This window comes from Clostridium sp. Cult1 (assembly GCF_021655095.1).
GTDB lineage: Bacteria > Bacillota > Clostridia > Tissierellales > Tepidimicrobiaceae > Schnuerera.
This window is the reverse complement of the sequence record NZ_PPXW01000001.1, coordinates 1,750,638-1,775,158: the sequence shown is the minus strand read 5'-3', so window position 1 is coordinate 1,775,158 and position 24,521 is coordinate 1,750,638. Positions and strand designations below refer to the sequence as shown.

The following is a 24,521-nucleotide window of genomic DNA, read 5'->3' as shown; positions in this document are numbered from 1 at the left end:
TCTGTTTTAGAATTATAATCATCATTTGATAGTACAAGAACAGGTCTCTTTTTACTGGATGTCAAATCTGTAAATGGTATTGGAATTAGTAATATATCTCCTTGCTTATACATTATTCCATACCTCATCATCTATATCATTGTTCCAAAAGTCCATGCTACTTTTACTTGCCTCTTCTAACTCTTTAAACATATCTCTCTCATTTTTTATTTTTAAATATCCTATAAAATCTATTACTTCATGTATTTGATTTTCTGGAATTTCATCTATAAGTTTTAATAATATTTGTTTAGCAGTGTCCATTCTATCACTACCTTTCAAATAATGTAATATATATTTATTATACCATATTATTTATTACATATAATATAAAAATTATGACACAACTATATATTCAATTAATTTCTCTATTTCAGCAATATCAGCATTGTTTCTCAATGCATTATAGAATAAATAGTATGCTTCCCTATTATTGTCATAAAGCCACTGTAAAGATTTCTTGGGACCCAAATACCACATACCTTTAATATCAAAATAAATCTTCAATGAATCTGTAAGCAGCCAATGGTACCTGAAATTTCCCTCGATATCCCCCTTTCTTGCTCTTTGTAACATTTTTTTAAGCCAATCTTTAAGAAAATCTTTTTCTTGCAATGTTAATTGTTTGGGGCCAGTTATAAACTGCTTATTTATTTCATTAAGAAAAATAGTACATAAATCTCTTTCATCAAAAATTATTTTACCATCTTTAACATGAAGAAATTGAGTGCACTCTTCCATCATTTCCGTTTTATAAATCCAAGCATCTAATCTCCTATTATTAAATACTGTCGTATCATTTTCCTTTTTGGGGTTATCGCAAAAACATACTAAATCTATATCACTTTCTTCTGTATAATCCCCACTAACAAAGGAACCATATAATATTATTGAATGACAATTATATTCTTTTTTCAAATATTCCTTAGCAGAATCTATTAATTTTTCTTCCATAACCATTTCCTCCATAGCAGTTAATTCACATTTTCCTACTTATACACATTATACCATTTCCTTATGGTCCGTAGTAACCCCTAAATCCTAATTTATAATCAATAAGGCTTGTCCTACTTATGATACGGTTCACCGTATCGACTCTACTCGCAAAACTTATTTGGTGATAAATATATAAAAGAAAAATTAATTTAAGTAGAAAATATACCAAAAAACCAGTAGGTTTTCATCATAATAAGCCTACTGGTTTGTTTATTAACATCAATTTATATGGATTTAGAACCAACCTAGCATTTTTACTTCCTAGAAAAGCACTCACAAATATATTGGTATCAATTACAATTTTAATCTTTTTCATAAATATACCCTCTAACATCTTCAACTTCTTTAGTAATCTCTTCTGAACTAATAGAATCTTTTTCTGCACGCTCGTTAACTTTATCTAATATGTCTAATAGTTTAGTACTAATTTCCTGTTCCATTTCCTTATATATTATTCTTTTTTCTTCTAGGGTTAAATTGTCTATCAATTTCCATACTTCATTGATATTTGCCTTCAATGTACTCTATATTCTATAATCAATAAAGAATTATTTATACATATTATAGCATAAAATATTTCAATTGAAGTGTTTTTTTAAACCAGCTTTTTTATATAACGTTTTTCAGTTGTGGAATTTTTTCCTATCATACATGAAATAGTATCTCCATTATTGAAAAATCCCATTTTTTCATAAAACCTTATGGCCTGGCTATTGCCATCTAAAACCCAAAGCCCTACTTCTTTATATTTATTATTTACTGCATATTCCAAAACTTCCTCTATTAGTAAAGAACCTACCCCTAAATTCCAATATTCTGACAAAACATATATGGAAATTAATTCTAATTGACCTTCATATCCTTTATATCTTGAATTACCTACACATGTACAAGCTATTATGATGTCTTCAATGGTAGCAACCCATGCATTCATAGTATTATCTTCCAAACCTTTTGTTATCATGTTTATCCATTGTGTATCTTGAATTCCATTTAAATATTCATCTGGTAATAGCCCTTTATATGCTTTTCTCCAACTATTTGCATGGATAATACTCATTGAAGCAGCATCTCGAATATTTGCTTTTCTTGTTCTTATTTTTAGCATATAATCAACTCCTATACTAATAGAAATAATAGCCTTTGCTATATATACATATTATACCATTTAATGCTAGTTAATAGTAACCCCTAATTATTAACTTATGTCTCAACAGCTTGTCCTACTTATGATACGGTTCACCTCTCATAATCCTAAATCCTCTATATATTTGTTCCAATAATATAATCCTCATCAATTGATGAGGAAAGGTCATTTTTGAAAATGATAATTTATAATTAGCCTTATTTCGAACCTCCTGAGATAATCCTAGTGATCCTCCTATAATAAATGTAATATCATTTATACCACTTACCATTAGATCTTCCATTTTTTTCGACAATTCTTCTGAGGAAATTTCCTTGCCTTCTATTTCCAGGGAAATAATAAAGGAATTTTGGGGAATTTTAGATAATAGTTTCCTGCCTTCTTTATTTTTTATAATCTCTATGTCTTTTTTCGAAAGATTCTCTGGAGCTTTTTCATCTTCTACTTCTATTATTTCTAAATTACAATATTTTGATAATCTCTTTAAATACTCTTTAATACCCTCCTTCATATACTTTTCCTTGATCTTCCCAACTGCTATAATTTTTATATTCATTACTACCTCCTAGCCCTACGTTTTTACAGATTCACTTCCTATAACCATTCCTTGACTTTCTCTAATAAATTAAAGTTTGTGAGATCATAATGAAGAGGAGTTATAGTTACATATCCTTGTGACAAATAGAATCTATCTGTATCCTCTTCAAATTCAACATCATGTCTTCCCTCTAGTTTTAATACCTTTTCCCCATTTTCTCCATTTTTTTCAAGAATATAATAATCATATATTACCCCACCAATTTTACATACTTTAACTCCTTTTGGCTCTTCATTTCCAAGATAAGGAGTGTTAATACTCAATATAATATTATTTTTAATAAAGTCGGCCTTTGATTTTTCTAAAATATATCTTCCATATTTTGCTGCTAAATGATAATCAATTTTTCCATCTATCCATTCTGCCGATAAGGCTATGGCAGGAAGTTTATATATATTTGCTTCAATAGCTGCCGATACAGTCCCTGAATAGAGTACATCCATACCAGCATTTAAACCCATATTTATCCCTGATATGACAAAGTCTACAGGCTTTTCTATTATTTTATCTAGAGCTATTCTTACACAATCTGCTGGAGTGCCTGACACACTATAAGCATTTGATTTAACTCCTTCTAACTTAACTTCTTTTACTATTAAAGATTTAGATATCGTTATAGCTTGACTTTGAGCACTTTTTTGCTCTTCTGGTGCTACTATAATCACTTCATAGTCCTCTTCTAGGGTTTCAGCTAATATACGTATTCCATCTGAATATATCCCATCATCGTTAACTAATAATATTCTCATATTTTGCCTCCTATAAATATATGATATAGATAGTATTATACCAGAATCTCAAAAAAATAACATAAAAACCCTTATGGTTAAATAAGGGTTTTTATGTTAATATATTATGTTCAACATTCCATCTTCATTAACTGTAATTTGACCTTGTAATACTTGTTGGATAAAACTTATTGGCACGTAGGTTCTTCCTTTTATTAGTTGAGCTTTCTCCTCTAAATATACAAAAGATTTTAAGAAATAATATCTATCATGATTTACATAAGCACCTGCTGATACAGGACCTTTTTTCATACTTGCAACTTTATTTTTCCCATCCCAAGTTACTTCAAAATCTAAAGCTTTAGCTACTTCCGATAAAGGCATCATTACCCTTCCTTTTTCAGATTGGAACATAGGATTTTCTAGTTTTCGTTCTTCCTTATTTATGATTATCCTATCAAAACTGGTAATCTTGCTGTCTGCTGTAATTGGTTCAACCTCTTTTAATATATGAACTATATTTTCCTTTGGGATCTCAAATTCTGGATATCCAGAGCTTCTAGGAGCAATATCATACATTTGGAACACAATCACTAAATTTTTACTTTCGTTGATATAAAAAGATTGATCATCTTTTATAGACTTAAATCCTTCTTCGCCTTCGAAGTACATCTTTTCATTAGTAGTCATTTGTTTTTTAATTTGTCTATTTATCTCATCATTTAACACAGTTCTATAATTACTATTTTCCTTAAATAAATCCTCTAATTTCACAATATTATTTCCCTTAATATCAATATTATAATAATCTTTTCTTGACATGCCATTAGCTCCACCTACATATGAATAAGTGGTAACTACGAAGGACAATATATCTTCATCTGATTTTATTTCATAGTTGATTCTTATTTCTGGTGTCCATTCTATATTTAATTCTTTTAATTCTTCAGCTATCTTTTTGAATTCATTTAAATCTTTTTTAGCAGTACTTTTTATTTTATAGTTTAATTGTTCCTGATATATTTCATCCTTCAATCCCTTAACCACTGGTATTTTAACATCAACGTCAATATCTTCAGTATTTGATTTAATAGTTTCTGAAGTTATTTTAACTTTTTTCATACCTACTTCTGCGTTTATAGGTGGCTGTTTAATTAACCTATTTTTGTTAGTAGCTTCTATATACTGGTTATCTTTTGCAATGGAGGCATTTCCTAATATCAAGCTTCCAGCTAATCCTAGTAATATTATCTTATTTTTCATTTTTTATTCCTCCTTGAATCTTTATTGTAATATATGGAGTATATCACTTCTATAGAGCTACTTGGTTACATAAAGGTTACAACAAAGTTACAAGCTAGTTACTATCTATCCTTTAACTACTCCCAAAGGAGTTAGTTTAACCACAGGCTTTACTAAATCTTTCTGGTTTATTATTACTTCCTCTATATCTTTATATGCCATAGGCGCTTCCGATAAATCCCCTCGCCACCCTTTATGAACTATGCCTTCCATTGCCTTATCTGCCATCTCTTTCGTAATAAGTTTATTGGCCATTTTCCTAGACATTACTCTGCCAGCTCCATGGGAACAAGTATTAAAACTTTCTTCATTTCCTAACCCTTCTACTATATATGAAGGTGTACCCATAGATCCAGGTATAATCCCTAATTCTCCTAACTTAGCCTTAATAGCTCCCTTCCTGTGAACGATAACTTCTTCTCCAAAATGGGTTTCTATTGCTGCATAATTATGATGTATGTCTATCTTTTGTAAAATCTTATAAGAATCGGTTTCTTCTCTGAATATAGTATAGAATTGTTCTAATAATTGATTCCTATTTTCTTTAGCAAACTCAAGAGCATAGTTCATAGCAATAAAGTACTCTTCTCCTTCTTCTGAGTCTATATATAATCCTGCTAAATCCTGCTTTAGTGGAGATAATTTAATTTCTTTATTTATTTCATTAGCTATTTTATTATAATAATTGGCTATCTTATATCCAAAATTTCTACTTCCTGAATGAACCATCAACCATATATGCCCATCACTACCTTGTTCTATACTTATAAAGTGATTTCCTCCGCCTAAGGTACCAAGTTGATATCTAGACGCCTCTAGCTCTTCAAATACCACTTCTGACTTAGGTGGGTTGTCAAATTCTTTCCATTCTCTCGGCCTTTTATGATGTTTATATCCTAAAGGTATTGTATTATGAGCCTTGTCCACTATATTTTTAATTTGTTTTATATTAATATCTCTAATATCAGTTTTAGCCGCAATGATTCCACATCCAATATCAACTCCTACTGCATTTGGAATTATGACTCCCTTCGATGCCAATACACCACCTATAGGCATTCCAAATCCTACATGTACATCTGCCATTAATGCAATATGTGAATAAGCAAAAGGTAAATTGGAAAGATTGATAGCTTGTTCAAGGGCTTCATCTTCCACTTCATCAGCCCAAGATTTTATAGGTATTCTTCCTAGATTAAAAACTTTCATTGAAAGTCCTCCTTAAAAATATTAAACCACTAAATACTTTGGTAAATTATCACAGTAATTACAGCTATGGGGGCTCGCCCAATCAGTAAATGAAACCTTTTCCAATTCATATATATCTGGAGGTTGTTCATAGGTTTCCACAAAATCTTCTATTGCATTTTCTAAATGCTCATTACAGACCACATACATAAAATCAGCTCCACTCATTTAAAAATATAAAGAATCCCCTATAGTATATGCAAAAAACTTTAGTTTATAAAAGCCTGACAAGTTTGTCAAGCTTTTATAAATGCCTTATTTCAATTGGGTAAAAACAACTTCTAAAGAAAGTCGTTTCCCATTCCTAATAATAGCCAAATTTACTTTATCACCTTTTCTATATTTATATAAAATCTTCCCCAGTTGACTCATACTATCAATATCTTGATTATCCATCTTTACTATTATATCTCCTGGTCTAAGTCCCGATTTATCAGCTGGAGTATTGGGAGCTACTTCTAGTACCACAATCCCTTTATCCCCACTTAGTTCTACTCCCATCTGCCTTTCATATCTTTCTATTTCAATTCCAGTAATCCCTAAGTAAACTATTTTAAAATCTCCTTGTTTAACAATTTGTTCAATTATAGGTTTAACTACATTGATAGGAATAGCAAAGCCAAGGCCTTCAGCTGCTGAAGATTTTATCTTTACAGTATTAATACCAATTACTTCTCCTTTACTATTTAACAAGGGTCCCCCACTATTTCCAGGATTTATAGAAGCATCTGTTTGTATTAGATTCTCTATTACATTATATTGGTCTACCCTTATGGATCTATTTAAACCTGATATTATGCCTGATGTAACAGTTCTTTGAAAATCTAATCCCAAAGGGTTCCCTATTGCCACAGCCAGTTGTCCCACCTCTAAATAATCTGAATCCCCTAGGTCTGCAGCAGGAAGTCCACTAGATTCTACTTTTACTACTGCTAAATCTAAAGAAGCATCATACCACAGAACATTTCCTGGGAGAGTATCTCCATTTTCAAATAAAACATTTATCCTTTTAGCCCTACCATCTCCTACTACATGGGAATTAGTAAGTATATATCCATTAGAATTTACTATTACTCCTGAACCTAATCCCTCTACCTCTCTCTCCCAAATGAATTCTCTTTGAATTTGAACAGTAGTTATACCTACCACAGAACTCATAGCTTTTTTTGCTACAGCTTCAACGGCTGATATATTATCTGATGGAGTAATATTTATTCGTTCTACTAAATTGGAAGGCGCTTCTACATTATAAATATCCGGAATAGGAATTATCTTGCCATAAATATAAGTTGGTGCAATATAGATACTGACTATCCCTCCAATAAGAGCCCCAATCAATGCAACGATAAAATATGAAAAGATTCCCCTTCTTTTAGGTGGTCTTTCATAATACATATTGATTCCCCCCATTTCAATTATAAGGTGTATACATTAGTTGGCCTATCTCTATATGTTAAACCTAAGTCCATATCTCTATGTACATTAATTCCATAACTCTCCATACATTCACGTACTGTCTCATAGGCTATAGAAGGTGTATTGTTTTCTTTACTTAAATGAGCTAATAAAACTATTTCACCATTACCTCTTAATATTTCAGACAAAGTTTTACCTGCATCTAAATTAGATAAATGGCCATTAGTGCTCAATATTCTCTTCTTTAAATGCCAAGGATATTTTCCCTCTTTCAGCATTTTTACATCATGATTCGACTCCATAAGGTATAAAGAAGAATCTTTTATTGTATTCCTCATATTATCATTTACCCAACCAGTGTCAGTTATAATACTAATTTTGGTGTTTTTATGATAAATACAATAGCCTACAGGTTCAGCTGCATCATGAAACACTTTAAAAGAATGTACATCTAAATCTCCTAGTTGGAAATCCTTATCTGATTCAATAATTTTTATATTTTTCCCTTTTATTTCACCTATAGCTCTCTCCATGTTTAGCCATGTATTTTGGTTAGCATAAATAGGTATATCATATCTTCTAGAAAGTACACCTACTCCTCTTATATGATCAATATGTTCATGGGTCACTAATATACTGTCAATAGTTGTAGGGCAAACATCAATTGAAGATAATAACCCTTCTATTTTTTTGCCACTAAGACCCCCATCTATTAATATTCTTATCCTATCCGTTTCAATATACTGGCAATTTCCACTACTACCACTAGATAGGGAGCAAAACTTTATCCCCATTTTCATTCACTCCAATGCAATATGTTTTTTATAGTATATATTAATAGTATATAGTAAATACAAATAAAAAAGAAGAACCAATAGATTCTTCATTATAAGTACTCATCAATAAATATTTTATACCCATCATCAAATTGAATTCTCCATGCCGGAATAGCCCTTCCTTGTTTTGCATTAGTAGGCTCCCCTAAATAGTCATGCTTTTCAGGGTCAAAATAATAGCAAAGAGAAATATCTGTAATGGTTTTACCATATATTTCTTGCATTCCAAGTAAGGTCAATATGGCTTTAGGTGCAGTGCTAATATATATTTCTGCTTCTCCCAGTTCTTTTTCATTTAGCCATAACCTTTCAAATCTTTTTACTCCTCTACTATCTACTTGTAGATTTGTAAAAGTCCTTTCAACTAGTACATCCTCATGTATTTTTGAATACTCTAAGTAAAAGGTGCCTTCTTCTTCCTTTACAAAAGTAAGTTTCATATCAGATGTTTTAAACTTGCCTTTATTAATAAACTCTTCTGCCAATCGAATAGCTTCATCTTTATTTAGATCATTATAAAGCTTTATTTTATTTTTGTTTTCATAAATAATAAATCTATTATTCATTATTAAAAAAGATTCACCATCTTTTTTAATCTTCCCAAGCCCTTCAGCATTCTGTTCAATATTTCCCCTATTACTAAAATAATCCTTATTTAATTTTTGTATATTAACATTCTCATATTCTACTACCATAGTGTTTAGATGGGGTATATCTTTGGGTATCTGAGTAGAAACTTTTATGTTTTTATCTTCTAAAAGCTCTACAACATCCTCTATAAAATCATCTTTAAGAGTTGGTTCATTAACATGGTCTTCGCCAACTATCACATAGATCAATAATATATTTGTTATAATAAAAGCCACAATTAATATGGTTTTAGCTTTTGACCAATCCATCTCTTTTCACCATCCAAAACTAATTATTGTTTTTACTAAATATCAAATTTCCATCATATATATCAAAAGCATAAATTGTACTTTCAACCTTTAATAACCATACCCCAATTAACTGATCCTTTTCTTTATTGGTACAAGGATCTAGATATGCTAGGGAAATATCCTCAATAGAAGATAAAATTTTCTCTTTTAATCCCTCACTATCTATATTTTTTCCAGTCAACTCATTGTTCTGTATATATTCTTTTTGTAACAGTTGGTAGTTCATATTTATAATATCAAAAGCTGATAGGATTCGGTTATCTTCCAACATATTAAAAGGTTCTATATTCATATCCTTTCTTATAAACCTTTTATAATTCCTAATATACTTGTTGAAAACGTCTATTTGGATAAAATCCTCTGCTATATTCTTACCTAAAATTACAGGAATTCCCCTTATTCTATATTTAAAAGTAAGTCTATAACCAAAGTTTTCTTCAGATTCTATTTCCTCAATATTTGACAAATATAAATCCTTAGGGACTCCTATATGGTTTGATAAAAATTCAGAAGCTGTATTTAAACTAATATAGAGATTTCTTTCCTTTACAAGTCCCTCTAATGGACTAAAATATTCTAATAAACCATTTTGATTTATTTTTAATACTTTTTGATTATACACATATATAATAGAACCATTGTCTTCAACTATTTCTCTTATATAATCAATACCTTGTTTGAAAAAAATTTCTGCAATACTCCTAATTTCTTCAATATTATCTGTATTAAATTCATTTTGTACATAGACCGAAGGCATACCCTTTGACATCCTATAAGTAATATATGCATCACTATTTGCATTTAAAGTTTCTCTAATAGGATAATAAAAAGTATAGTCTTTTTCCTCTATAGACTTTAATTTTGATTTAATATTTTCCACATCCATATTTGGATCATAAACTTTTAAATGTTGATTTCCTTCACTAAATACAACATAAGGTTCTTCCCTGCCTAAATAAAAATATATACTATCCACATTAGGCATCTTTTCTGTAATGTTATTTGGTTTCATTACATCTAAAGATCGAGCTAATATATCAGTGCTAAATTTCTCCGGAAAATAAAAAACTATGGACTTGTTTTTATTATACGTCAAGTATTCCTCAGCAGATATAATTTCTGTATTAATACCTTTAGAATAAAAAATATCTGCCAAAGTAGAACGAGTGCTTGTCCATAGATTATTATTGTCATCATTATAAAAAATAGTATGATTTTTTTCATTAAAATTTAATAAATATTTATTAGGCTTTATCATATCTGTAAACAAATAATTCGCAGACAAGGCTTCCTCTTTTTCAAAAAGTGGAAATATCTCATAGGGCATTTGTATCCATAATCGTCTTGTCAAAAAAACACTAATAAATACCAAAGATAGGAGTATGAAAGTCTTTATCCTTTCTTTAAACACAGTTAATCATCTCCTTAAACCCATGGTATTTTATTTAGTAAAAGAACTATTATGATTTCTCTCTAATTGCCCTTTTTCATAACAATAAAAAACTTTCTCTACAGAAGGTACCCCTTGTACATCAAAAGTAATAATTATCTTATTAATCCCAAGTATTAATTCCACCTCTTCACCGAAACCAACATCTCCAGCTTTAATAGTCACACTTGAAACATAAGTGTAATCATCTTCCTTGGGTAATTTTGCCAATGAATAATTTTTTCCTGTTAAATCAATTGCCCCATATACATCTATAATAATATTAGTCCCTTCAGGAGCCTTACCAGATATTAGCACCACCTTTTTAGTAGTGGAAGAGGAGCTTTCTTCTGGTGTAATTACTTGATATTTAGTTGTATCCACTTTTGTAGCTTTAGGCTTTGTATTATTTATAGAAGCAGCAAACCCTGCTGTGGATATAGAAAAAATCATTATCATAACAACTAAAACGATCATTAATTTCCTATACATTATTTAACCTCCTTTACCATACAATAAGGGATATTAATATTATACATTAGTTATGTTACAAATATATTACAACCCAATTAAGATTGAATTACAGGCTAGTAGCTTTAGGGAGTACTATATCCACTTCAGTTCCTACATTATATTCTGATCTTAGAATAATATCACCACCATGGGCTTCTACTATTTGCTTAGCAATAGATAAACCTAGTCCAGTTCCTCCTAATGCTCTACTTCTTCCTTTATCTACTCGATAAAATCGTTCAAAAATCCTATGTTTATCTTCTTCTGGTATACCAATACCATTATCCTTTACAGTAACTATAATACTATTATCAAATTGTTTTGCAGATATATGAATCTTACCATTATTAGGAGTATATTTTATTGCATTTGATATTATATTTAGTATAACCTGTTCTATACCATCTTTATCCATTACAATATTTGGCATATTTTCTTCAATATTTAGCTTCAATTTTTGATTCTTTTCTTTAAAAGAAAAATCAAGTTTTAAGCAGGCATCCTTAATTAGTTTTTCCAAGGAATATTCCACCATTTTCCATTTTGTTTTATTATAATCAAGATTGGATAATTGGAGTAAATCTCTTACTATCCGTGCCATTCTATCACACTCATTATCTATTACAGATAAAAACTTTTTAGAAAGTTCTTCATCAATATCCTTATAGTCTATTAAAGTTTCAGTATAGGATTTAATAGTAGTTATAGGTGTTTTTAATTCATGAGACACATTGGCAACAAATTCCCTTCTCATATTATCTAGTTTATGCTGCTCAGTTATATCTTGAAACACTATTATTATCCCACCAATATTATTTCTTTCATTACGAAAAGGCGCATATTTAATTCTATAAACTATATTTTTTATCTCGACTATTTCGTCTCCCTCAAGACTATATAAATCTTCATAATCAATATTTTTTAAATTTAGCTTATCTATTGCAAAAACTTTTTTATGAGTAAATTCCTCATTTATTGTCTCTTCTAAATCTAGAATATCTATAGCAATAGGATTGGCATGGATAATATGTCCATTTATATCAATGGCTATAACCCCATCTGCCATATAGTTAAATATAGTATCTAGTTTGCTTTTTTCTAAGTCCATCTCCTGAATGGTATCTTTTAACTTTAATGTTAAGTAGTTAAACATACTAGCCAATTGTCCCATTTCATCATCAGATTTTACCTCTACAAATTGGTCAAAATCACCTTTTGCCATTCTTTCAGCCTTTTTAGTTACATCTCTAATAGGTTCGGTTATACTGCTTGCAATTAAAAAACCTAATACTACAGTTATAGCCAATGCTAACATAGTTGCACTAGTCAATATCTTTTTAGATTCATCAATAGTTTTATATACATCCTGTAAATCGCTAGTCATATATAAAACACCTTTAATTTGGCCTACTTCATTTAGCACTGGATATGCTAAATGTTGAAATTTAGTACTCTCATTTGAATCTCTTCTAATTATTTGATTTCTTTTCCCATTATAAGCATCTAAAATCAAAGTAGGATCTAAATATTTATAGACTAGAGCATTTTGCCCTTTAATTTTTTCATGATTGCTATGACAGGAGGCTATTATTCTAGGTATGTCTTCATTATAAATAACATAAAGGGTTTCAGAACTATCAAATCTCCATTCATTTAACATCTTCTGAATTTCATCACTATAATAATTCCAATCATCTTCTGATAGATAACTAAAAGTACTTATTATTGATTCAATCTGCTTTATCATATTATTCATTCTATTATTCAATTGTTGTTCTTCAAATCTTTGTACTATAAATACCCCAACTATTACCATAGCCATAAATACAAGCAAAAAATATACTATGATAAATTTCCATCTAATACTTGAAAACATGGGCTAGCTCCTCCTGAAATAATATCCTACTCCTCTTTTAGTCATAATATATTTATATTCTCCATCTTTATCCTCTATCTTTTCTCTAAGTCTTCTAATAGTCACATCAACAGTTCTTATATCCCCATAGTATTCATATCCCCATACTTCCTCTAACAATTGTTCTCTTGTAAATACTTGTTCTACACTTGATGCTAAAAATTTTAGTAGTTCAAATTCTCTAAGAGTTAGATCTATAACTTGTCCTCTTTTTTGGACCTCGTATTTATTTAAATCGATAAGTAAATCACCAATCTCTAGTATATCTCCATTATTTAAATCGTTATTTGAAAATTCGACTCTCCTTATATTTGCTTTAACTCTTGCTACTAGTTCTCTCATACTAAAAGGTTTTGTTATATAATCATCTGCTCCTAACTCTAAACCCAATACCTTATCTACTTCCTCCTCTTTTGCTGTAAGCATAAGGACTGGAGTTTTGAAATCCCTTCTAATTTCTTTAAGAACTTGAAATCCATCCTTTTTAGGAAGCATAATATCTAATACGATTAAATCTGGCAAAATTTTATAAACCTTCTTAATAGCTTCTTCACCATCAAAGGCTAGATCAACTACATATCCTTCTTTTTCTAAATTAAACTTTACAATATCAGCAATGGATTTCTCATCGTCTACTACTAATATTTTCTTATCCATAATTATCACTCCATTTATATAATAAACATACTAAAATCAAGTTTTCCTAAATTTAAATACTCCCCCAATGAAGTGTTCTTATAATCCCCTATGCCTAAATTATCTAATAATAAATAGAACTTGTCAAACTATATTAAAACTCATAACAATTTATATATAATTGCTATTGAAATTATTTCATAGATATTATATAATTAATTCTAACAAAGGGGAGTAGCTTTTTAAATAGTTAGTCGTCAATCCGGATTAATCCCGGCTAACTATCCTTCAAAATTTAGGTAGCAAGACCTTTGTTTAGCCGCTATTGGTTAAACAAAGGTCTTTTTATTTGCCTTATTATATTTTAACAACCTTACTCCAAATGTTCAACCTTTACCACAAACTAACAGATTAGTACTTAATTTTTATTGTAAGTGGTATACTAATGTCAAACAAAGAAAGGAATGACTCGTTATGGAATGGTATGAAAAAAACATTGAAAACTTGTTATCTGAATTAAATACCAATGATAAAACTGGTATTTCGAAAAATGAAGTTGATAACCGTTTAAAGAAATATGGCTCTAACGAATTAAAGGAAGAAGCAAAAAGAAGTCTATTGTCAAAAGTACTAGCACAATTTAATGATTTTCTTGTAATTATATTGATAATAGCTAGTATTGTATCCTTCATAGTTGGGGAAAAAACCGATTCTATAGTAATATTAGCTATAGTAATTATTAATGCACTTTTAGGCCTATACCAAGAAGGTAGAGCAGAAAAATCTTTAGAAGCGCTAAAAAAAATGGCTGCACCAAATGCTAAAGTAATAAGAGATGGATCTGCTACAGTAGTTCCAGCAAATACTTTAGTGCCTGGTGATATAGTCCTACTAGAATCAGGGGATATTATCCCTGCTGATTTAAGGTTAATAGAAACCTCTAATCTAAAAGTAGAAGAAGCTTCCCTAACAGGAGAATCTGTACCTGTAGAAAAAGATGCAAATGAAATATTTGATCATGAAGTATCCTTAGGTGATAGAAAAAACATGGCTTATATGAGTACCATTGTTACCTATGGTAGAGGTAAGGGAATCGTTGTAGGAACTGGGCATGACAGTGAAATTGGTAAAATTGCAACTATGATTCAAACTTTTGAAGATGATACCACTCCTTTACAGAAAAAGTTAAATGAATTAGGAAAGTACTTAGGAATTGCCTGTATTATAGTATGTGCATTAGTATTCGGTATTGGTGTAATACAAGGCAGAGATATACTGGATATGTTTATGGTAGCTATTAGTTTGGCAGTTGCAGCTATCCCAGAAGGTCTGCCTGCTATAGTGACTATAGTTTTAGCCCTAGGCATGAATAGAATGGTTAGAAGAAATGCAATTGTAAAGAAACTATTAGCTGTAGAAACCTTAGGTTGTACAACAGTAATATGTTCTGATAAAACTGGTACACTAACTCAAAACGAAATGACTGTTGTTAAAGTTTATACTGATAACAAAATATTAGATGTTACTGGAACTGGATATGAACCAAAAGGAGAGTTTAAATTAGATAGTTCTCTATTCTCCTTAGAAGAGTCCAATAATCTTATTAGATTACTATCCATTGGAGCACTATGTAACGATGCAATTTTAGATAAATCAGATGATGGATATAGAATATTAGGAGATCCTACTGAAGGAGCATTGGTTACTTTAGCAGGAAAAGGAAATATATTCAAAGAGGAAATAAACGAAAAGTTTCCAAGAGTTGAAGAGATTCCCTTTGACTCCGATAGAAAGATGATGTCTACAATCCATAAAAATATAATTCCTGATAAGCTAGTATCTTTTACCAAGGGGGCACCAGATATAATAATCAACAGAAGTGCCAATATATATATAGATGGTAAAATAATGCCCTTTACTGATGAATTAAAAGAAAAGGTATTAAGTATAAATAGCCAATTTTCAAGAAAAGCCCTAAGGGTTTTAGCTTTTGCTTTTAAAGAGTATGATACTCTTCCTGATGAAATTACCTCTGAATCTATTGAAAATAATATGGTTTTTGTTGGATTAGTTGGAATGATTGACCCACCAAGAGAAGAAGCCAAAGAAGCTATAAGAAGATGTAAAGAGGCAGGAATTAAGGCAGTTATGATTACTGGAGACTATAAAGAAACAGCCTTCGCTATTGCAAAAGATTTGGGTATGGCCGAACATGAAGATGAAGCTATTATGGGTAAAGAATTAGATTCCATTTCAGATAATGATTTAAAAGATTTAGTAAAAGAAAAAAGTGTTTATGCAAGGGTCTCACCAGAACATAAAGTGCGAATAGTAAATGCGCTAAAAGCAAACGGAGAAGTAGCTGCTATGACAGGAGATGGAGTAAATGATGCTTTAGCATTAAAAAGAGCTGATATTGGTGTGTCTATGGGTATTACAGGTACAGACGTTGCCAAAAATACAGCAGAAGTTATTTTAACGGATGATAATTTTGCCAGTATAGTAGCTGCTGTTGAAGAAGGTAGAATAATATATAGTAATATTAAGAAATTCGTTTTCTTCCTATTATCCTGTAATATAGGAGAAATTTTAATAGTATCTCTAAGTATATTACTAGGATTAGAAGTTCCTCTCATTCCAATTCAATTATTATGGCTAAATCTTGTAACAGATAGCTTCCCAGCTTTAGCCTTAGGTATGGAAAAGGGAGAACCTGAAATAATGAAGATTCCTCCTAGAAACCCAAATGAACCTATCCTAGATAAAGGAATGGTTAGAAGTATAATAATTCAAAGTATAGCTATTGCTCTGGGGGCTTTATTAGCATATAGATGGGGATTAAAAACTTATGGTGAGGAGAACTTAATTATTGCAAGGACTATAACCTTTACCACTTTGATTACAGCAGAACTATTAAGATCATACTCAAGTAGGTCAGAAAAACATACTATATTCGAAATAGGCGTATTCTCTAATAGGACATTAACTTATGCAACTTTGTTCTCCTTTGTTCTATTATTAATCGTAATCTATTTGCCATTTTTCCAACCAATCTTTGATACTTATCCTTTAAGCTTAACAGATTGGCAAATAGTCTTAATACATGCATTTTTACCTCTTGTAGTTGGTGAAGTATATAAATTATTTTCTAGAAAAAAGGCCATATAAGGCCTTTTTTCTTTGTGCACATTTCATAAAATCCATGCATAGAATAGAACAAGGAAGGTGGTTTTTATATGAGAAGACTAAACAATTCTAAAATTTGTCCTATATTAAGTGCTAAAATAATGTCTCAATCTAAAGAAGAACTGCCCGTAATTGTTCAATTAAAAGGAAAAGATGATGGCCTTAAAAATGGAATTATTGACCTATCTACTAAAGTTAAAGGCCCTCTACCTATAATTAATGGAGTTGCTTGCAATTTAAGTACTGAAATAATCTATAGATTAGCTTCCAGTCCTGAAATTGAATATATTAGCTTTGATTCTAAAGTATTCACCCAATTAGATATCGCTATACCTACAGTAGAAGGATCCTTTTCTTATGAAAGAGCATATAAAGGAAAAGGAGTAACTGTTGCAGTAATAGACACAGGGGTTGCTCCTCATGAAGACTTGGTAATTCCAAATAATAGGATTATAGGATTTAAAGATCTTGTGAATAACAGATCTGCTCCTTATGATGATAATGGACACGGGACTCATATAGCTGGAATAATAGCAGGAAATGGTTATTCTTCTAGAGGAAAGTATACTGGTATTGCTCCTGAATCTAATATATTGGCAATAAAAGCATTGGATAGTGAAGGCAGTGGCAATTCATCAAACATTATCGCCGCTATTTCTTATGCTATCGAAACTAAAGAGCAATATAATACTAAAGTATTAAACCTTTCCTTTGGAAGCCCTGCAAATAATAATTGCTCTAAAGATCCTTTATGTAAAGCTGTAGCTGAAGCGGAAAAAGCAGGATTAATTGTCGTAGTAGCTGCTGGAAATAGCGGTCCTAATGAAAAAACTATTCTTTCCCCAGGTATTAGCCCTAATGTAATTACTGTAGGTGCTGTCGATGATAAAAGAACCATAGATCCATCAGATGATGTTATTGCCTCCTTTTCAAGTAGAGGCCCTACAAATGATGGATTAATAAAGCCAGATATAGTCGCACCGGGAGTGAGTATTAACTCTTTGTCTAATAGTAGATTAGATGGTTATAAAGCTTTAAGTGGTACTTCTATGTCTACTCCTTTGGTATCTGGTGCTATAGCTCTTCTATTGAATATATATGGAGATTTAAAACCTTATGAAGTTAAAGAAAAGTTACTAAAATCTTGTATTGATCTTAAAGACTCTAAAGAGAAACAAGGTAATGGTATGCTAAACTTGAAATTATTGCTTAATGATGAAAAAGATAATTTATCTAATAGTGGACATGTAAAACCTCCTAATTCTGAGGAGGAACTATTTGAGATTATAATTATGATTTTAATTATATTATTTTTGCTTGATTCTAAAATATAGGGCCAATTATGGCCCTTTTAGTATCATACCTTGGTAATTTTAAGTAATTTTAATTTTTAAAAAAGCAGCTTAAGCTGCTTTTTACCTTACATAGTTAGCTGGATTTTGATTACGGCCATTTTTAAGGACTTCAAAATGAAGATGAGAACCTGTAGATCTTCCTGTATTACCAACAGTTGCTATAACTTGGCCTTTATAAACCCTATCACCTTTTTTAACTTTTATTGTATTACAATGAGCATATCTTGTGATATACCCATTGCCATGGTCTATCTCTACCAGATTTCCATAAGCTCCTTTTCTACCTGTATAAACCACTTTACCTCCATCAGCTGCTTTAATTGGTGTACCAGTTCTTGCTGCAATATCTAAGCCTCTATGCATTCTTCCATTTCTCATGCCATACCTTGAAGATATAGAACCTCTTGTTGGCATTAGAAATGCTCCTGTAGCTGCTGTTTTGGGAAGTTCTTTGGTCCCTTGCACAACCAATTCATCAACAGGCTTTTTAATGACCTCTTCATTTAATATTTCCTTTTCCACCACTACTCCATTATGTTTAATTATTTTAGCAATATACTTACTTTCACCTTCCGAACCTTCCACTTTTACCTTCTTTTCAGTTTTATACATATTATTGTCATATTCAACCTTTATTTCATAATCGGTTTTTTCTGTATATTGAACTTCTTCGATAGTTTCTACAGTTAGCAAAGATTTTGGTACTAATAATTTAATTTCATCCCCTATTTGTAACTTTTCTGGATTCTTATCTGTATTAGCTGCTATCAAATCATCTACCGACATATCATAGATTTTAGCAATAGTCCATAAACTTTCCCCTACTTCTACTACATGGGTTTTTATCTCTTCCTCTCCTGTTTGGATAAATTGCAATAATTCTTCTTTTTTACTTAGTTTGTTTAGAGGTATATCTTTTTTTTCAATCTTCACATCCTCAATAAAACTTACCTCTTTAACATTACTATCTTCGCCAATTTTATCTAGGTAAGGATTTTTTATAGTTTCAATAATATCTTCTAATTCCTGTTTAGTTTTAGCAAATCCTACTTCCTTGTTATCTACTAATAATGTATATCCACTTACTAAAAATGTCATCTTGGATTTAATATTGGATTTTAATTCTACTGATGAAGCTAACAAATTATCTTTAGCGTGAGTATCTTCAAAACTAATATCTTTGTTTAAAACAATATCTATATTATATGTATTAGATAACTCTCTTTTTATATCGTCTAATATATTTAAAGCTTGTTCTTGATCTCTGACTATACCTATTTGTTCCTCCCCAAAATAAACTACAAAAGCTCTAGTTCTTATTTCATTTATCTTATATGTTGCTAACATTAAACCTGCTATTACAACTAGCATAATCCCTACAAGAATTTTTTTAAAGCTATATTTTTCTGAAATTTTATTCTTTACAATTCTAAATCTCTCAAAAACCTTACTGCCTATCATGGGTAAAGCCTGTGCTTTAAACCCACTATGGTTTGGTTTATCCATGGTTTAAGTACCTCCTGCTTTTAGATTAGCTTTAATAAATGGGCTAACTTTCAAAACTTTGTAACCATTTTGTAATCTTTTTGTATTAATATGAACTAATTATAACATAGGAAAAATTTTTTTCAATACTATTAGCATGTCTAATTATATTTTATTCAATATTTTGTTAAATATACCTTTTCTTTTATTCCTTATAATTTCAATGGATATATCCCTTTAATTATCTAGTACTCAGTAGAAAAATATGGGTTGTTAAGATTTCTTAATAATTAACAATACTTCATATTTTTTAAATATAAAACATTCAGGTATTTATGTTCTTATTTATGGAAATACTTCTATTATGATTCTCATACTCATAATATTTGAAAGAGAGGTTAAAATGATTTCTATTTATATAGGAGGTAAATATGTTAAACTGTACTAACAATAATTATGTTAATTCTAATTCTACATTTGCCATCTTCCATATTTCAAATATGATTTCAAAATATCTATCAATTAGCATTGAAAGCGACCAAGACCTAATTATTCTATGTATTGGTACAGATAGATCAACTGGTGACTCCTTAGGCCCTTTAGTTGGACATAAATTAGCACCTCATATCCATTATTTTAATGATGTTTATTTATTTGGAACTTTAGATGAACCCGTACATGCTAAAAATTTAGAAGATATAATTGATAAAATTGAAAGCCAGTATCCTAAATCCCTAATATTAGCTGTAGATGCATCTTTAGGGAATATGGATAAAATTGGATATATAAATATTAAGAAAGGTCCTTTAAGACCTGGATTAGGCGTCAATAAAAATCTTCCTTCAATTGGTGATATAAGCATTACTGGAGTTGTCAATGTTGGCGGTATGATGGAATATATGGTATTACAAAATACGAGACTTAGTCTGGTTATGAATATGGCAGATATTATTTCCAAAAGTATTTATAGAACTCTTCTAAAATATTATAATACCAATCTTTATAAAGACACCGAATATCCCTAATCCAAGTCTATCTTTATCTCTTTTCATTTATCTCTTCACTGCCTTCTGTTTTTTGCTTAATGCTAAGGTTAAGTTCCGTTTCATACATTTGAATTAAATTATTTATGTCAATTCCTAACTCCATATCTATACTGATATAATTATCTTTAATCTTATCATCCATAAAAAATCCCTCCTAGTATTTAGATATTCTATTTCCTAGGCGGGTTTTTATTCATTCTTTATTTAATTAATTATTAACAAAAACTGATAATTTCCCTTTTTTTATAGTAAATAGGGTTTCTCTTTCTATATCCTTAACTTCACCATCTATATTCAAGTATGTTCTAGCTTCAGTTATAATCTTAACCTTTTTTGCTTTAAATATTTCTACATGTTTTTTAAATCTAGTATGGTTTCCTTTAATAATAGTAGGCAATAGTAAAAACAATTTTAGTTTAGACATTTTATTCACTACACATACATGAAAATATCCATCTTCTATAATAGCCATAGGTATTATCTTTAATCCACCACCATAATATTTCCCATTTCCAACTGCTACTAGAAAGACATTTTTATCTATTGTAGTATTATCTATTTCTAATTTAGTATTGATATCCTTAACCCTTATTAAGGTAATAAGTAATCCTATTACATAGGCTATCCCAGATTTCAACCTTTTCTTTATCTTCTCTGTATTTTTAACGACTTCTGAGTCAAAGCCTACGCTTGCAATGTTCAAGAATATATCTTCATTTACCATTCCTACGTCTACTTTTTTGTTAATTCCATTTATTATAATATTTATCGCTTCTTCTAAGTTGATGGGAATATTTAACGTTCTAGCTAAATCATTACCTGTTCCACTAGGAATTATTCCTAATATACCTTCTCCAAACTCTAATATGCCTAAAGCCACTTCATTTACTGTTCCATCTCCACCTACTGCAACGATTTTATTATAGCCTTTATTTAACCCTTCTTTAGATATATTTATGGCATCCTTTGGTTTTTCAGTTAATACAATATTATATTCTATTTCTAAATCCTTCATAAATTTATCTATAATTGGAACTAGTTTTTTTGTTCTTCCTCCACCTGCAACTGGATTAATTATAAAAAGTATCTTATCCATAGCTCCTCCTGATTTATATAGATTTTGTGTAATATTCTCCCTTAATTGCTCTATCCACAGCTTGCATTTCTTCAACTGATAGAGGATATATAGATTTACCATTCTTTATTGGTTTAGCATAACAAGTAGACTGTTCTCTTCCATAAATACTTGTTAGTACAAATCCATTTAAAAAATTATCCAAAAATGCAATTGAAAAGCTCAGTTCTGAGCCCATATCTGCAAAAGCATTGTATCTAATAAATCCTACTTTTTGAATAGCAAAGGTTAACTTTGTATCTAAATTATCCACTTTTTTATATAAACTCGAAAAGTCATTCCTTAATTCCTCTATCCCATATCCATTTTGTATTAATAATTCCTCAATATTGATACCATCTGCTCCACGAACTAATTCATTATACTCATTTTTAATTTTTGATATTCTTATTTGGGAAATTAAATATAATGCTAATAGAATAAAAAAAGCTACCAATATACCAATAATTATTTCTATATTATATATTTCAATAAATTGTCTAACCTGTTCCATTTAGCTTACTCCTTTCTTATATCTCTTTAGATATTTCTTTGATAGCTTTTATTCCTAATTCTATCTCTTCATGAGTATTAAAAGGCCCGAAACTAAATCTAACAACTCCCTGATCAAAGGTTCCTATAGTTTTATGTGCAATAGGAGCACAGTGGAGTCCCGGTCTTACTTCTATATCATAGTTCTGATCTAATATATAACTAATTTCAGAAGAATCCTCATCTCCAATATTAATTGAAACTACTGCTCCTTGCTCGTTAATATTTAGCGGACCATAGGCTTTTACATTTTTGATTTTCATTATTTCCTCAATAAAATGCTTTGTCAATTCTTCTTCATGTCTTCTAATATTGTCTATTCCTTCTTGAAAGATATATCTTACCCCAGCACCTAGTCCAACAATCCCTGGTCCATTTGGCGTTCCACTTTCATATCTATCGGGTGATATATCTGGTTGTTCTAACAAATGGGATATGCTGCCTGTCCCACCTTGGTTGAGTTCTCTAACTTCTATTCCTTCTCTAATGTACAACCCTCCTGTACCTTGAGGCCCTAAAAGTCCCTTATGTCCAGGAAAAGCTAGCATATCTATATTCATTTTTTCTACATCAATATGGTATACCCCTGCTGATTGGGCCGCATCTACAAGATAATAAATACTATTTTTCTTAGCTATATTTCCAATCTCTTCAATAGGCATAATAGTACCTGTCAGATTAGAAACATGAGTTGTTACTATAAGCTTAGTATTATTTTTAATACTTTTTTCAATATCTTTTGGATCTATTCTTCCAGCAAGGTCTCCTTTTACAACTGTAAGTTCTATCCCTTGTCTTTCCAATGCCTTAAGAGGCCTCAAAACAGAGTTATGCTCCATGGACGTGGTTATAACATGATCCCCTTTATTTAATATACCTTTAATTCCAATATTTAAACTTTCTGTACAATTAAAAGTAAATATTAAATTCATTGGATTTTTAATATTAAATAGATTTGCTAGTAATTCTCTCGTCTCAAATATTTCTCTCCCAAGTCTTAGGGCTAACTTATGACCTGAACGTCCTGGATTAGCTCCATACTCTTTCATAACTCTCATGATCGAATCATAAACTCCATCTGGTTTTGGAAAAGAAGTCGCTGCATTATCAAAATATACCAACAAGTACACCTCCATATTTTTATATCCTAATTATATCATATTCGCTATAAGGATAAATAGTAAAACAAAAAAAGAAAAGCTTCTATCAAAGCCTTATTAAAGAAGCTTTTCTTAAAACTCATAAGGGAAAGTTCTTTTTAATTATTATTTTATAAGTGAGAACTTTTCTACTTAATTATAAAAAAAGGAGCTCCTAAGAGCATCCTTTATCCTAACCTCTGATATACAGTTTCTAACAATTCTTCCTTAAGTGCAGTTCCTCTCTTTAAAAGATTGTCTATTTTTTCTTCCATTTTATTTCTAAATTCTTCGTCTTTTATACTAAGTAAATTGATTTTTACATTTAAGAGAGCTCCTTCAAGACCTGTAGCTGCCAATAATGCCCCTACTCCTACATCTGTAATTGCATTTACATTTCCATAGTTTGCAAATACTTTTTGAAGCTCTAGTACTTTAAAGCATTCTTCAGCACATCTTAAAGGCACTTCTAAAGCTATTTTGTATCCTTCTTGAATAGCCTGAGTTCTTTTTTTCTTTTCTTCCTCAGTCTCCTTAGGCAATTTAAAGGCTTCCATTACTTTATCAAATGCTTTCGTATCTTCATCAACAATTTCATTGAGCTTCTCTATACTCTTTTTTAATTCTTCAAAATTCTGATCCATTTCTTCTTTAATTTTTTCATCTAATTCTAAGTACATTTTTCTTCCAATTGTTAAATAGCCTACCATTGCTGTTAATGCAGAACCTAAACTACCTGCTAAAGCAGCCACACTTCCTCCCCCTGGAGTTGGCTCTTTAGATGCAACTTCATTAATATAGTTTTTTATACTTCCATCAATTAACACCAAATCACCGCCCTTTAATAGTATTGTTAAATGCCCTTCTATCTCATCAATTATATTATAGATTTACTTTATA

The 24,521-nt window shown here is 30.3% G+C and carries 26 protein-coding genes; 3 read left to right on the top strand and 23 right to left on the bottom strand.

The genetic code is table 11. The annotated features are described in order from the left end of the window. Nucleotides 1–105: 105 nt before the first annotated feature. From C3E89_RS08825 to C3E89_RS08750, 17 genes are all read right to left on the bottom strand, one after another. The gene (locus C3E89_RS08825; RefSeq protein ID WP_132029213.1) at nucleotides 106–303 is read right to left on the bottom strand and encodes a DUF2281 domain-containing protein; all 198 of its coding nucleotides are present in this window, start codon (nucleotides 301–303) and stop codon (nucleotides 106–108) included. A gap of 72 nt (nucleotides 304–375) precedes the next feature. Continuing rightward, the gene (locus tag C3E89_RS08820) at nucleotides 376–993 is read right to left on the bottom strand and encodes a nucleotidyltransferase domain-containing protein (protein WP_236912181.1); all 618 of its coding nucleotides are present in this window, start codon (nucleotides 991–993) and stop codon (nucleotides 376–378) included. 229 nt (nucleotides 994–1,222) lie between these two features. Continuing rightward, nucleotides 1,223–1,351: a hypothetical protein gene (locus tag C3E89_RS13320; RefSeq protein ID WP_272876597.1), complete on the bottom strand. Its 129-nt coding sequence runs from the start codon at nucleotides 1,349–1,351 to the stop codon at nucleotides 1,223–1,225. Then, nucleotides 1,338–1,523 (bottom strand): hypothetical protein, encoded by a 186-nt coding sequence (locus tag C3E89_RS08815; protein WP_236912179.1) that lies wholly within the window; start codon nucleotides 1,521–1,523, stop codon nucleotides 1,338–1,340. Before C3E89_RS08815 ends, C3E89_RS13320 begins: the two co-directional genes overlap by 14 nt. A 107-nt stretch (nucleotides 1,524–1,630) precedes the next feature. Next, complete coding sequence (locus C3E89_RS08810) at nucleotides 1,631–2,143, bottom strand: GNAT family N-acetyltransferase (RefSeq protein WP_236912177.1); 513 nt, start codon at nucleotides 2,141–2,143, stop codon at nucleotides 1,631–1,633. Nucleotides 2,144–2,258: 115 nt separating this feature from the next. Beyond that, nucleotides 2,259–2,738, bottom strand: coding sequence for a 23S rRNA (pseudouridine(1915)-N(3))-methyltransferase RlmH (rlmH, locus tag C3E89_RS08805; RefSeq protein ID WP_236912175.1), 480 nt, complete (start codon nucleotides 2,736–2,738; stop codon nucleotides 2,259–2,261). Between the two features lie 38 nt (nucleotides 2,739–2,776). After that, on the bottom strand, nucleotides 2,777–3,529 hold the full coding sequence (gene surE, locus C3E89_RS08800; RefSeq protein WP_236912173.1) for a 5'/3'-nucleotidase SurE: 753 nt from the start codon (nucleotides 3,527–3,529) through the stop codon (nucleotides 2,777–2,779). A gap of 96 nt (nucleotides 3,530–3,625) precedes the next feature. Continuing rightward, the gene (locus C3E89_RS08795; protein ID WP_236912171.1) at nucleotides 3,626–4,771 is read right to left on the bottom strand and encodes a DUF3298 domain-containing protein; all 1,146 of its coding nucleotides are present in this window, start codon (nucleotides 4,769–4,771) and stop codon (nucleotides 3,626–3,628) included. 105 nt (nucleotides 4,772–4,876) lie between these two features. Next, nucleotides 4,877–6,019, bottom strand: a complete 1,143-nt coding sequence (locus tag C3E89_RS08790) for an RtcB family protein (protein ID WP_236912170.1) — start codon at nucleotides 6,017–6,019, stop codon at nucleotides 4,877–4,879. A gap of 21 nt (nucleotides 6,020–6,040) precedes the next feature. Further along, a complete protein-coding gene (locus C3E89_RS08785; protein ID WP_236912167.1) occupies nucleotides 6,041–6,208 on the bottom strand; it encodes a CxxH/CxxC protein in 168 nt (55 codons plus the stop codon). Nucleotides 6,209–6,313: 105 nt separating this feature from the next. Further along, nucleotides 6,314–7,453 (bottom strand): serine protease HtrA, encoded by a 1,140-nt coding sequence (htrA, locus tag C3E89_RS08780; RefSeq protein ID WP_236912165.1) that lies wholly within the window; start codon nucleotides 7,451–7,453, stop codon nucleotides 6,314–6,316. Nucleotides 7,454–7,473: 20 nt separating this feature from the next. Further along, complete coding sequence (locus C3E89_RS08775; protein WP_236912163.1) at nucleotides 7,474–8,268, bottom strand: MBL fold metallo-hydrolase; 795 nt, start codon at nucleotides 8,266–8,268, stop codon at nucleotides 7,474–7,476. Nucleotides 8,269–8,360: 92 nt separating this feature from the next. Next, the gene (locus tag C3E89_RS08770) at nucleotides 8,361–9,209 is read right to left on the bottom strand and encodes a hypothetical protein (RefSeq protein ID WP_236912162.1); all 849 of its coding nucleotides are present in this window, start codon (nucleotides 9,207–9,209) and stop codon (nucleotides 8,361–8,363) included. A 19-nt stretch (nucleotides 9,210–9,228) separates the two neighbouring features. Further along, a complete protein-coding gene (locus C3E89_RS08765; protein ID WP_236912160.1) occupies nucleotides 9,229–10,662 on the bottom strand; it encodes a hypothetical protein in 1,434 nt (477 codons plus the stop codon). A gap of 30 nt (nucleotides 10,663–10,692) precedes the next feature. Further along, on the bottom strand, nucleotides 10,693–11,172 hold the full coding sequence (locus C3E89_RS08760; RefSeq protein WP_236912158.1) for a hypothetical protein: 480 nt from the start codon (nucleotides 11,170–11,172) through the stop codon (nucleotides 10,693–10,695). An 88-nt stretch (nucleotides 11,173–11,260) separates the two neighbouring features. Continuing rightward, complete coding sequence (locus C3E89_RS08755; RefSeq protein ID WP_236912156.1) at nucleotides 11,261–13,069, bottom strand: sensor histidine kinase; 1,809 nt, start codon at nucleotides 13,067–13,069, stop codon at nucleotides 11,261–11,263. A 3-nt stretch (nucleotides 13,070–13,072) separates the two neighbouring features. Beyond that, the gene (locus tag C3E89_RS08750) at nucleotides 13,073–13,765 is read right to left on the bottom strand and encodes a response regulator (RefSeq protein WP_236912154.1); all 693 of its coding nucleotides are present in this window, start codon (nucleotides 13,763–13,765) and stop codon (nucleotides 13,073–13,075) included. Nucleotides 13,766–14,218: 453 nt separating this feature from the next. Between C3E89_RS08750 and C3E89_RS08745 the strand changes: the two genes are divergently transcribed. After that, nucleotides 14,219–16,912 (top strand): calcium-transporting P-type ATPase, PMR1-type, encoded by a 2,694-nt coding sequence (locus C3E89_RS08745; protein ID WP_236912152.1) that lies wholly within the window; start codon nucleotides 14,219–14,221, stop codon nucleotides 16,910–16,912. A 68-nt stretch (nucleotides 16,913–16,980) separates the two neighbouring features. Further along, nucleotides 16,981–18,264, top strand: a complete 1,284-nt coding sequence (locus tag C3E89_RS08740) for a S8 family peptidase (RefSeq protein WP_236912143.1) — start codon at nucleotides 16,981–16,983, stop codon at nucleotides 18,262–18,264. 81 nt (nucleotides 18,265–18,345) lie between these two features. Here the strand turns inward: C3E89_RS08740 and C3E89_RS08735 are convergent, their stop codons facing one another. Beyond that, entirely contained in the window at nucleotides 18,346–19,791 is a 1,446-nt protein-coding gene (locus tag C3E89_RS08735) for a M23 family metallopeptidase (protein ID WP_236912141.1), read from the bottom strand. A 410-nt stretch (nucleotides 19,792–20,201) separates the two neighbouring features. Between C3E89_RS08735 and yyaC the strand changes: the two genes are divergently transcribed. Further along, a complete protein-coding gene (gene yyaC / locus C3E89_RS08730; RefSeq protein WP_236912139.1) occupies nucleotides 20,202–20,795 on the top strand; it encodes a spore protease YyaC in 594 nt (197 codons plus the stop codon). A gap of 13 nt (nucleotides 20,796–20,808) precedes the next feature. On the opposite strand, the gene C3E89_RS08725 is transcribed toward yyaC, so the two are convergent. The 5 genes from C3E89_RS08725 to C3E89_RS08705 form a co-directional block, all read right to left on the bottom strand. Continuing rightward, on the bottom strand, nucleotides 20,809–20,958 hold the full coding sequence (locus C3E89_RS08725) for a hypothetical protein (RefSeq protein WP_236912137.1): 150 nt from the start codon (nucleotides 20,956–20,958) through the stop codon (nucleotides 20,809–20,811). Nucleotides 20,959–21,024: 66 nt separating this feature from the next. Beyond that, nucleotides 21,025–21,912 (bottom strand): diacylglycerol/lipid kinase family protein, encoded by an 888-nt coding sequence (locus C3E89_RS08720; protein ID WP_236912135.1) that lies wholly within the window; start codon nucleotides 21,910–21,912, stop codon nucleotides 21,025–21,027. Nucleotides 21,913–21,925: 13 nt separating this feature from the next. Beyond that, complete coding sequence (locus tag C3E89_RS08715) at nucleotides 21,926–22,444, bottom strand: DUF4446 family protein (RefSeq protein WP_236912133.1); 519 nt, start codon at nucleotides 22,442–22,444, stop codon at nucleotides 21,926–21,928. Nucleotides 22,445–22,460: 16 nt separating this feature from the next. Further along, the gene (locus tag C3E89_RS08710; protein WP_236912132.1) at nucleotides 22,461–23,603 is read right to left on the bottom strand and encodes an aminotransferase class V-fold PLP-dependent enzyme; all 1,143 of its coding nucleotides are present in this window, start codon (nucleotides 23,601–23,603) and stop codon (nucleotides 22,461–22,463) included. A gap of 206 nt (nucleotides 23,604–23,809) precedes the next feature. Beyond that, a complete protein-coding gene (locus C3E89_RS08705; protein WP_236912130.1) occupies nucleotides 23,810–24,448 on the bottom strand; it encodes a cyclodeaminase/cyclohydrolase family protein in 639 nt (212 codons plus the stop codon). Between the last annotated feature and the right edge of the window lie 73 nt (nucleotides 24,449–24,521).

Bases quoted from the DNA above. Each gene is read 5' to 3' on its own strand.
- C3E89_RS08825 (WP_132029213.1), bottom strand. From the start codon at position 303: ATGGACACTGCTAAACAAATATTATTAAAACTTATAGATGAAATTCCA.
- C3E89_RS08820 (WP_236912181.1), bottom strand. From the start codon at position 993: ATGGAAGAAAAATTAATAGATTCTGCTAAGGAATATTTGAAAAAAGAA.
- C3E89_RS13320 (WP_272876597.1), bottom strand. From the start codon at position 1,351: ATGAAAAAGATTAAAATTGTAATTGATACCAATATATTTGTGAGTGCT.
- C3E89_RS08810 (WP_236912177.1), bottom strand. From the start codon at position 2,143: ATGCTAAAAATAAGAACAAGAAAAGCAAATATTCGAGATGCTGCTTCA.
- rlmH (WP_236912175.1), bottom strand. From the start codon at position 2,738: ATGAATATAAAAATTATAGCAGTTGGGAAGATCAAGGAAAAGTATATG.
- surE (WP_236912173.1), bottom strand. From the start codon at position 3,529: ATGAGAATATTATTAGTTAACGATGATGGGATATATTCAGATGGAATA.
- C3E89_RS08795 (WP_236912171.1), bottom strand. From the start codon at position 4,771: ATGAAAAATAAGATAATATTACTAGGATTAGCTGGAAGCTTGATATTA.
- C3E89_RS08790 (WP_236912170.1), bottom strand. From the start codon at position 6,019: ATGAAAGTTTTTAATCTAGGAAGAATACCTATAAAATCTTGGGCTGAT.
- C3E89_RS08785 (WP_236912167.1), bottom strand. From the start codon at position 6,208: ATGTATGTGGTCTGTAATGAGCATTTAGAAAATGCAATAGAAGATTTT.
- htrA (WP_236912165.1), bottom strand. From the start codon at position 7,453: ATGTATTATGAAAGACCACCTAAAAGAAGGGGAATCTTTTCATATTTT.
- C3E89_RS08775 (WP_236912163.1), bottom strand. From the start codon at position 8,268: ATGGGGATAAAGTTTTGCTCCCTATCTAGTGGTAGTAGTGGAAATTGC.
- C3E89_RS08770 (WP_236912162.1), bottom strand. From the start codon at position 9,209: ATGGATTGGTCAAAAGCTAAAACCATATTAATTGTGGCTTTTATTATA.
- C3E89_RS08760 (WP_236912158.1), bottom strand. From the start codon at position 11,172: ATGTATAGGAAATTAATGATCGTTTTAGTTGTTATGATAATGATTTTT.
- C3E89_RS08755 (WP_236912156.1), bottom strand. From the start codon at position 13,069: ATGTTTTCAAGTATTAGATGGAAATTTATCATAGTATATTTTTTGCTT.
- C3E89_RS08750 (WP_236912154.1), bottom strand. From the start codon at position 13,765: ATGGATAAGAAAATATTAGTAGTAGACGATGAGAAATCCATTGCTGAT.
- C3E89_RS08745 (WP_236912152.1), top strand. From the start codon at position 14,219: ATGGAATGGTATGAAAAAAACATTGAAAACTTGTTATCTGAATTAAAT.
- C3E89_RS08740 (WP_236912143.1), top strand. From the start codon at position 16,981: ATGAGAAGACTAAACAATTCTAAAATTTGTCCTATATTAAGTGCTAAA.
- C3E89_RS08735 (WP_236912141.1), bottom strand. From the start codon at position 19,791: ATGGATAAACCAAACCATAGTGGGTTTAAAGCACAGGCTTTACCCATG.
- yyaC (WP_236912139.1), top strand. From the start codon at position 20,202: ATGTTAAACTGTACTAACAATAATTATGTTAATTCTAATTCTACATTT.
- C3E89_RS08725 (WP_236912137.1), bottom strand. From the start codon at position 20,958: ATGGATGATAAGATTAAAGATAATTATATCAGTATAGATATGGAGTTA.
- C3E89_RS08720 (WP_236912135.1), bottom strand. From the start codon at position 21,912: ATGGATAAGATACTTTTTATAATTAATCCAGTTGCAGGTGGAGGAAGA.
- C3E89_RS08715 (WP_236912133.1), bottom strand. From the start codon at position 22,444: ATGGAACAGGTTAGACAATTTATTGAAATATATAATATAGAAATAATT.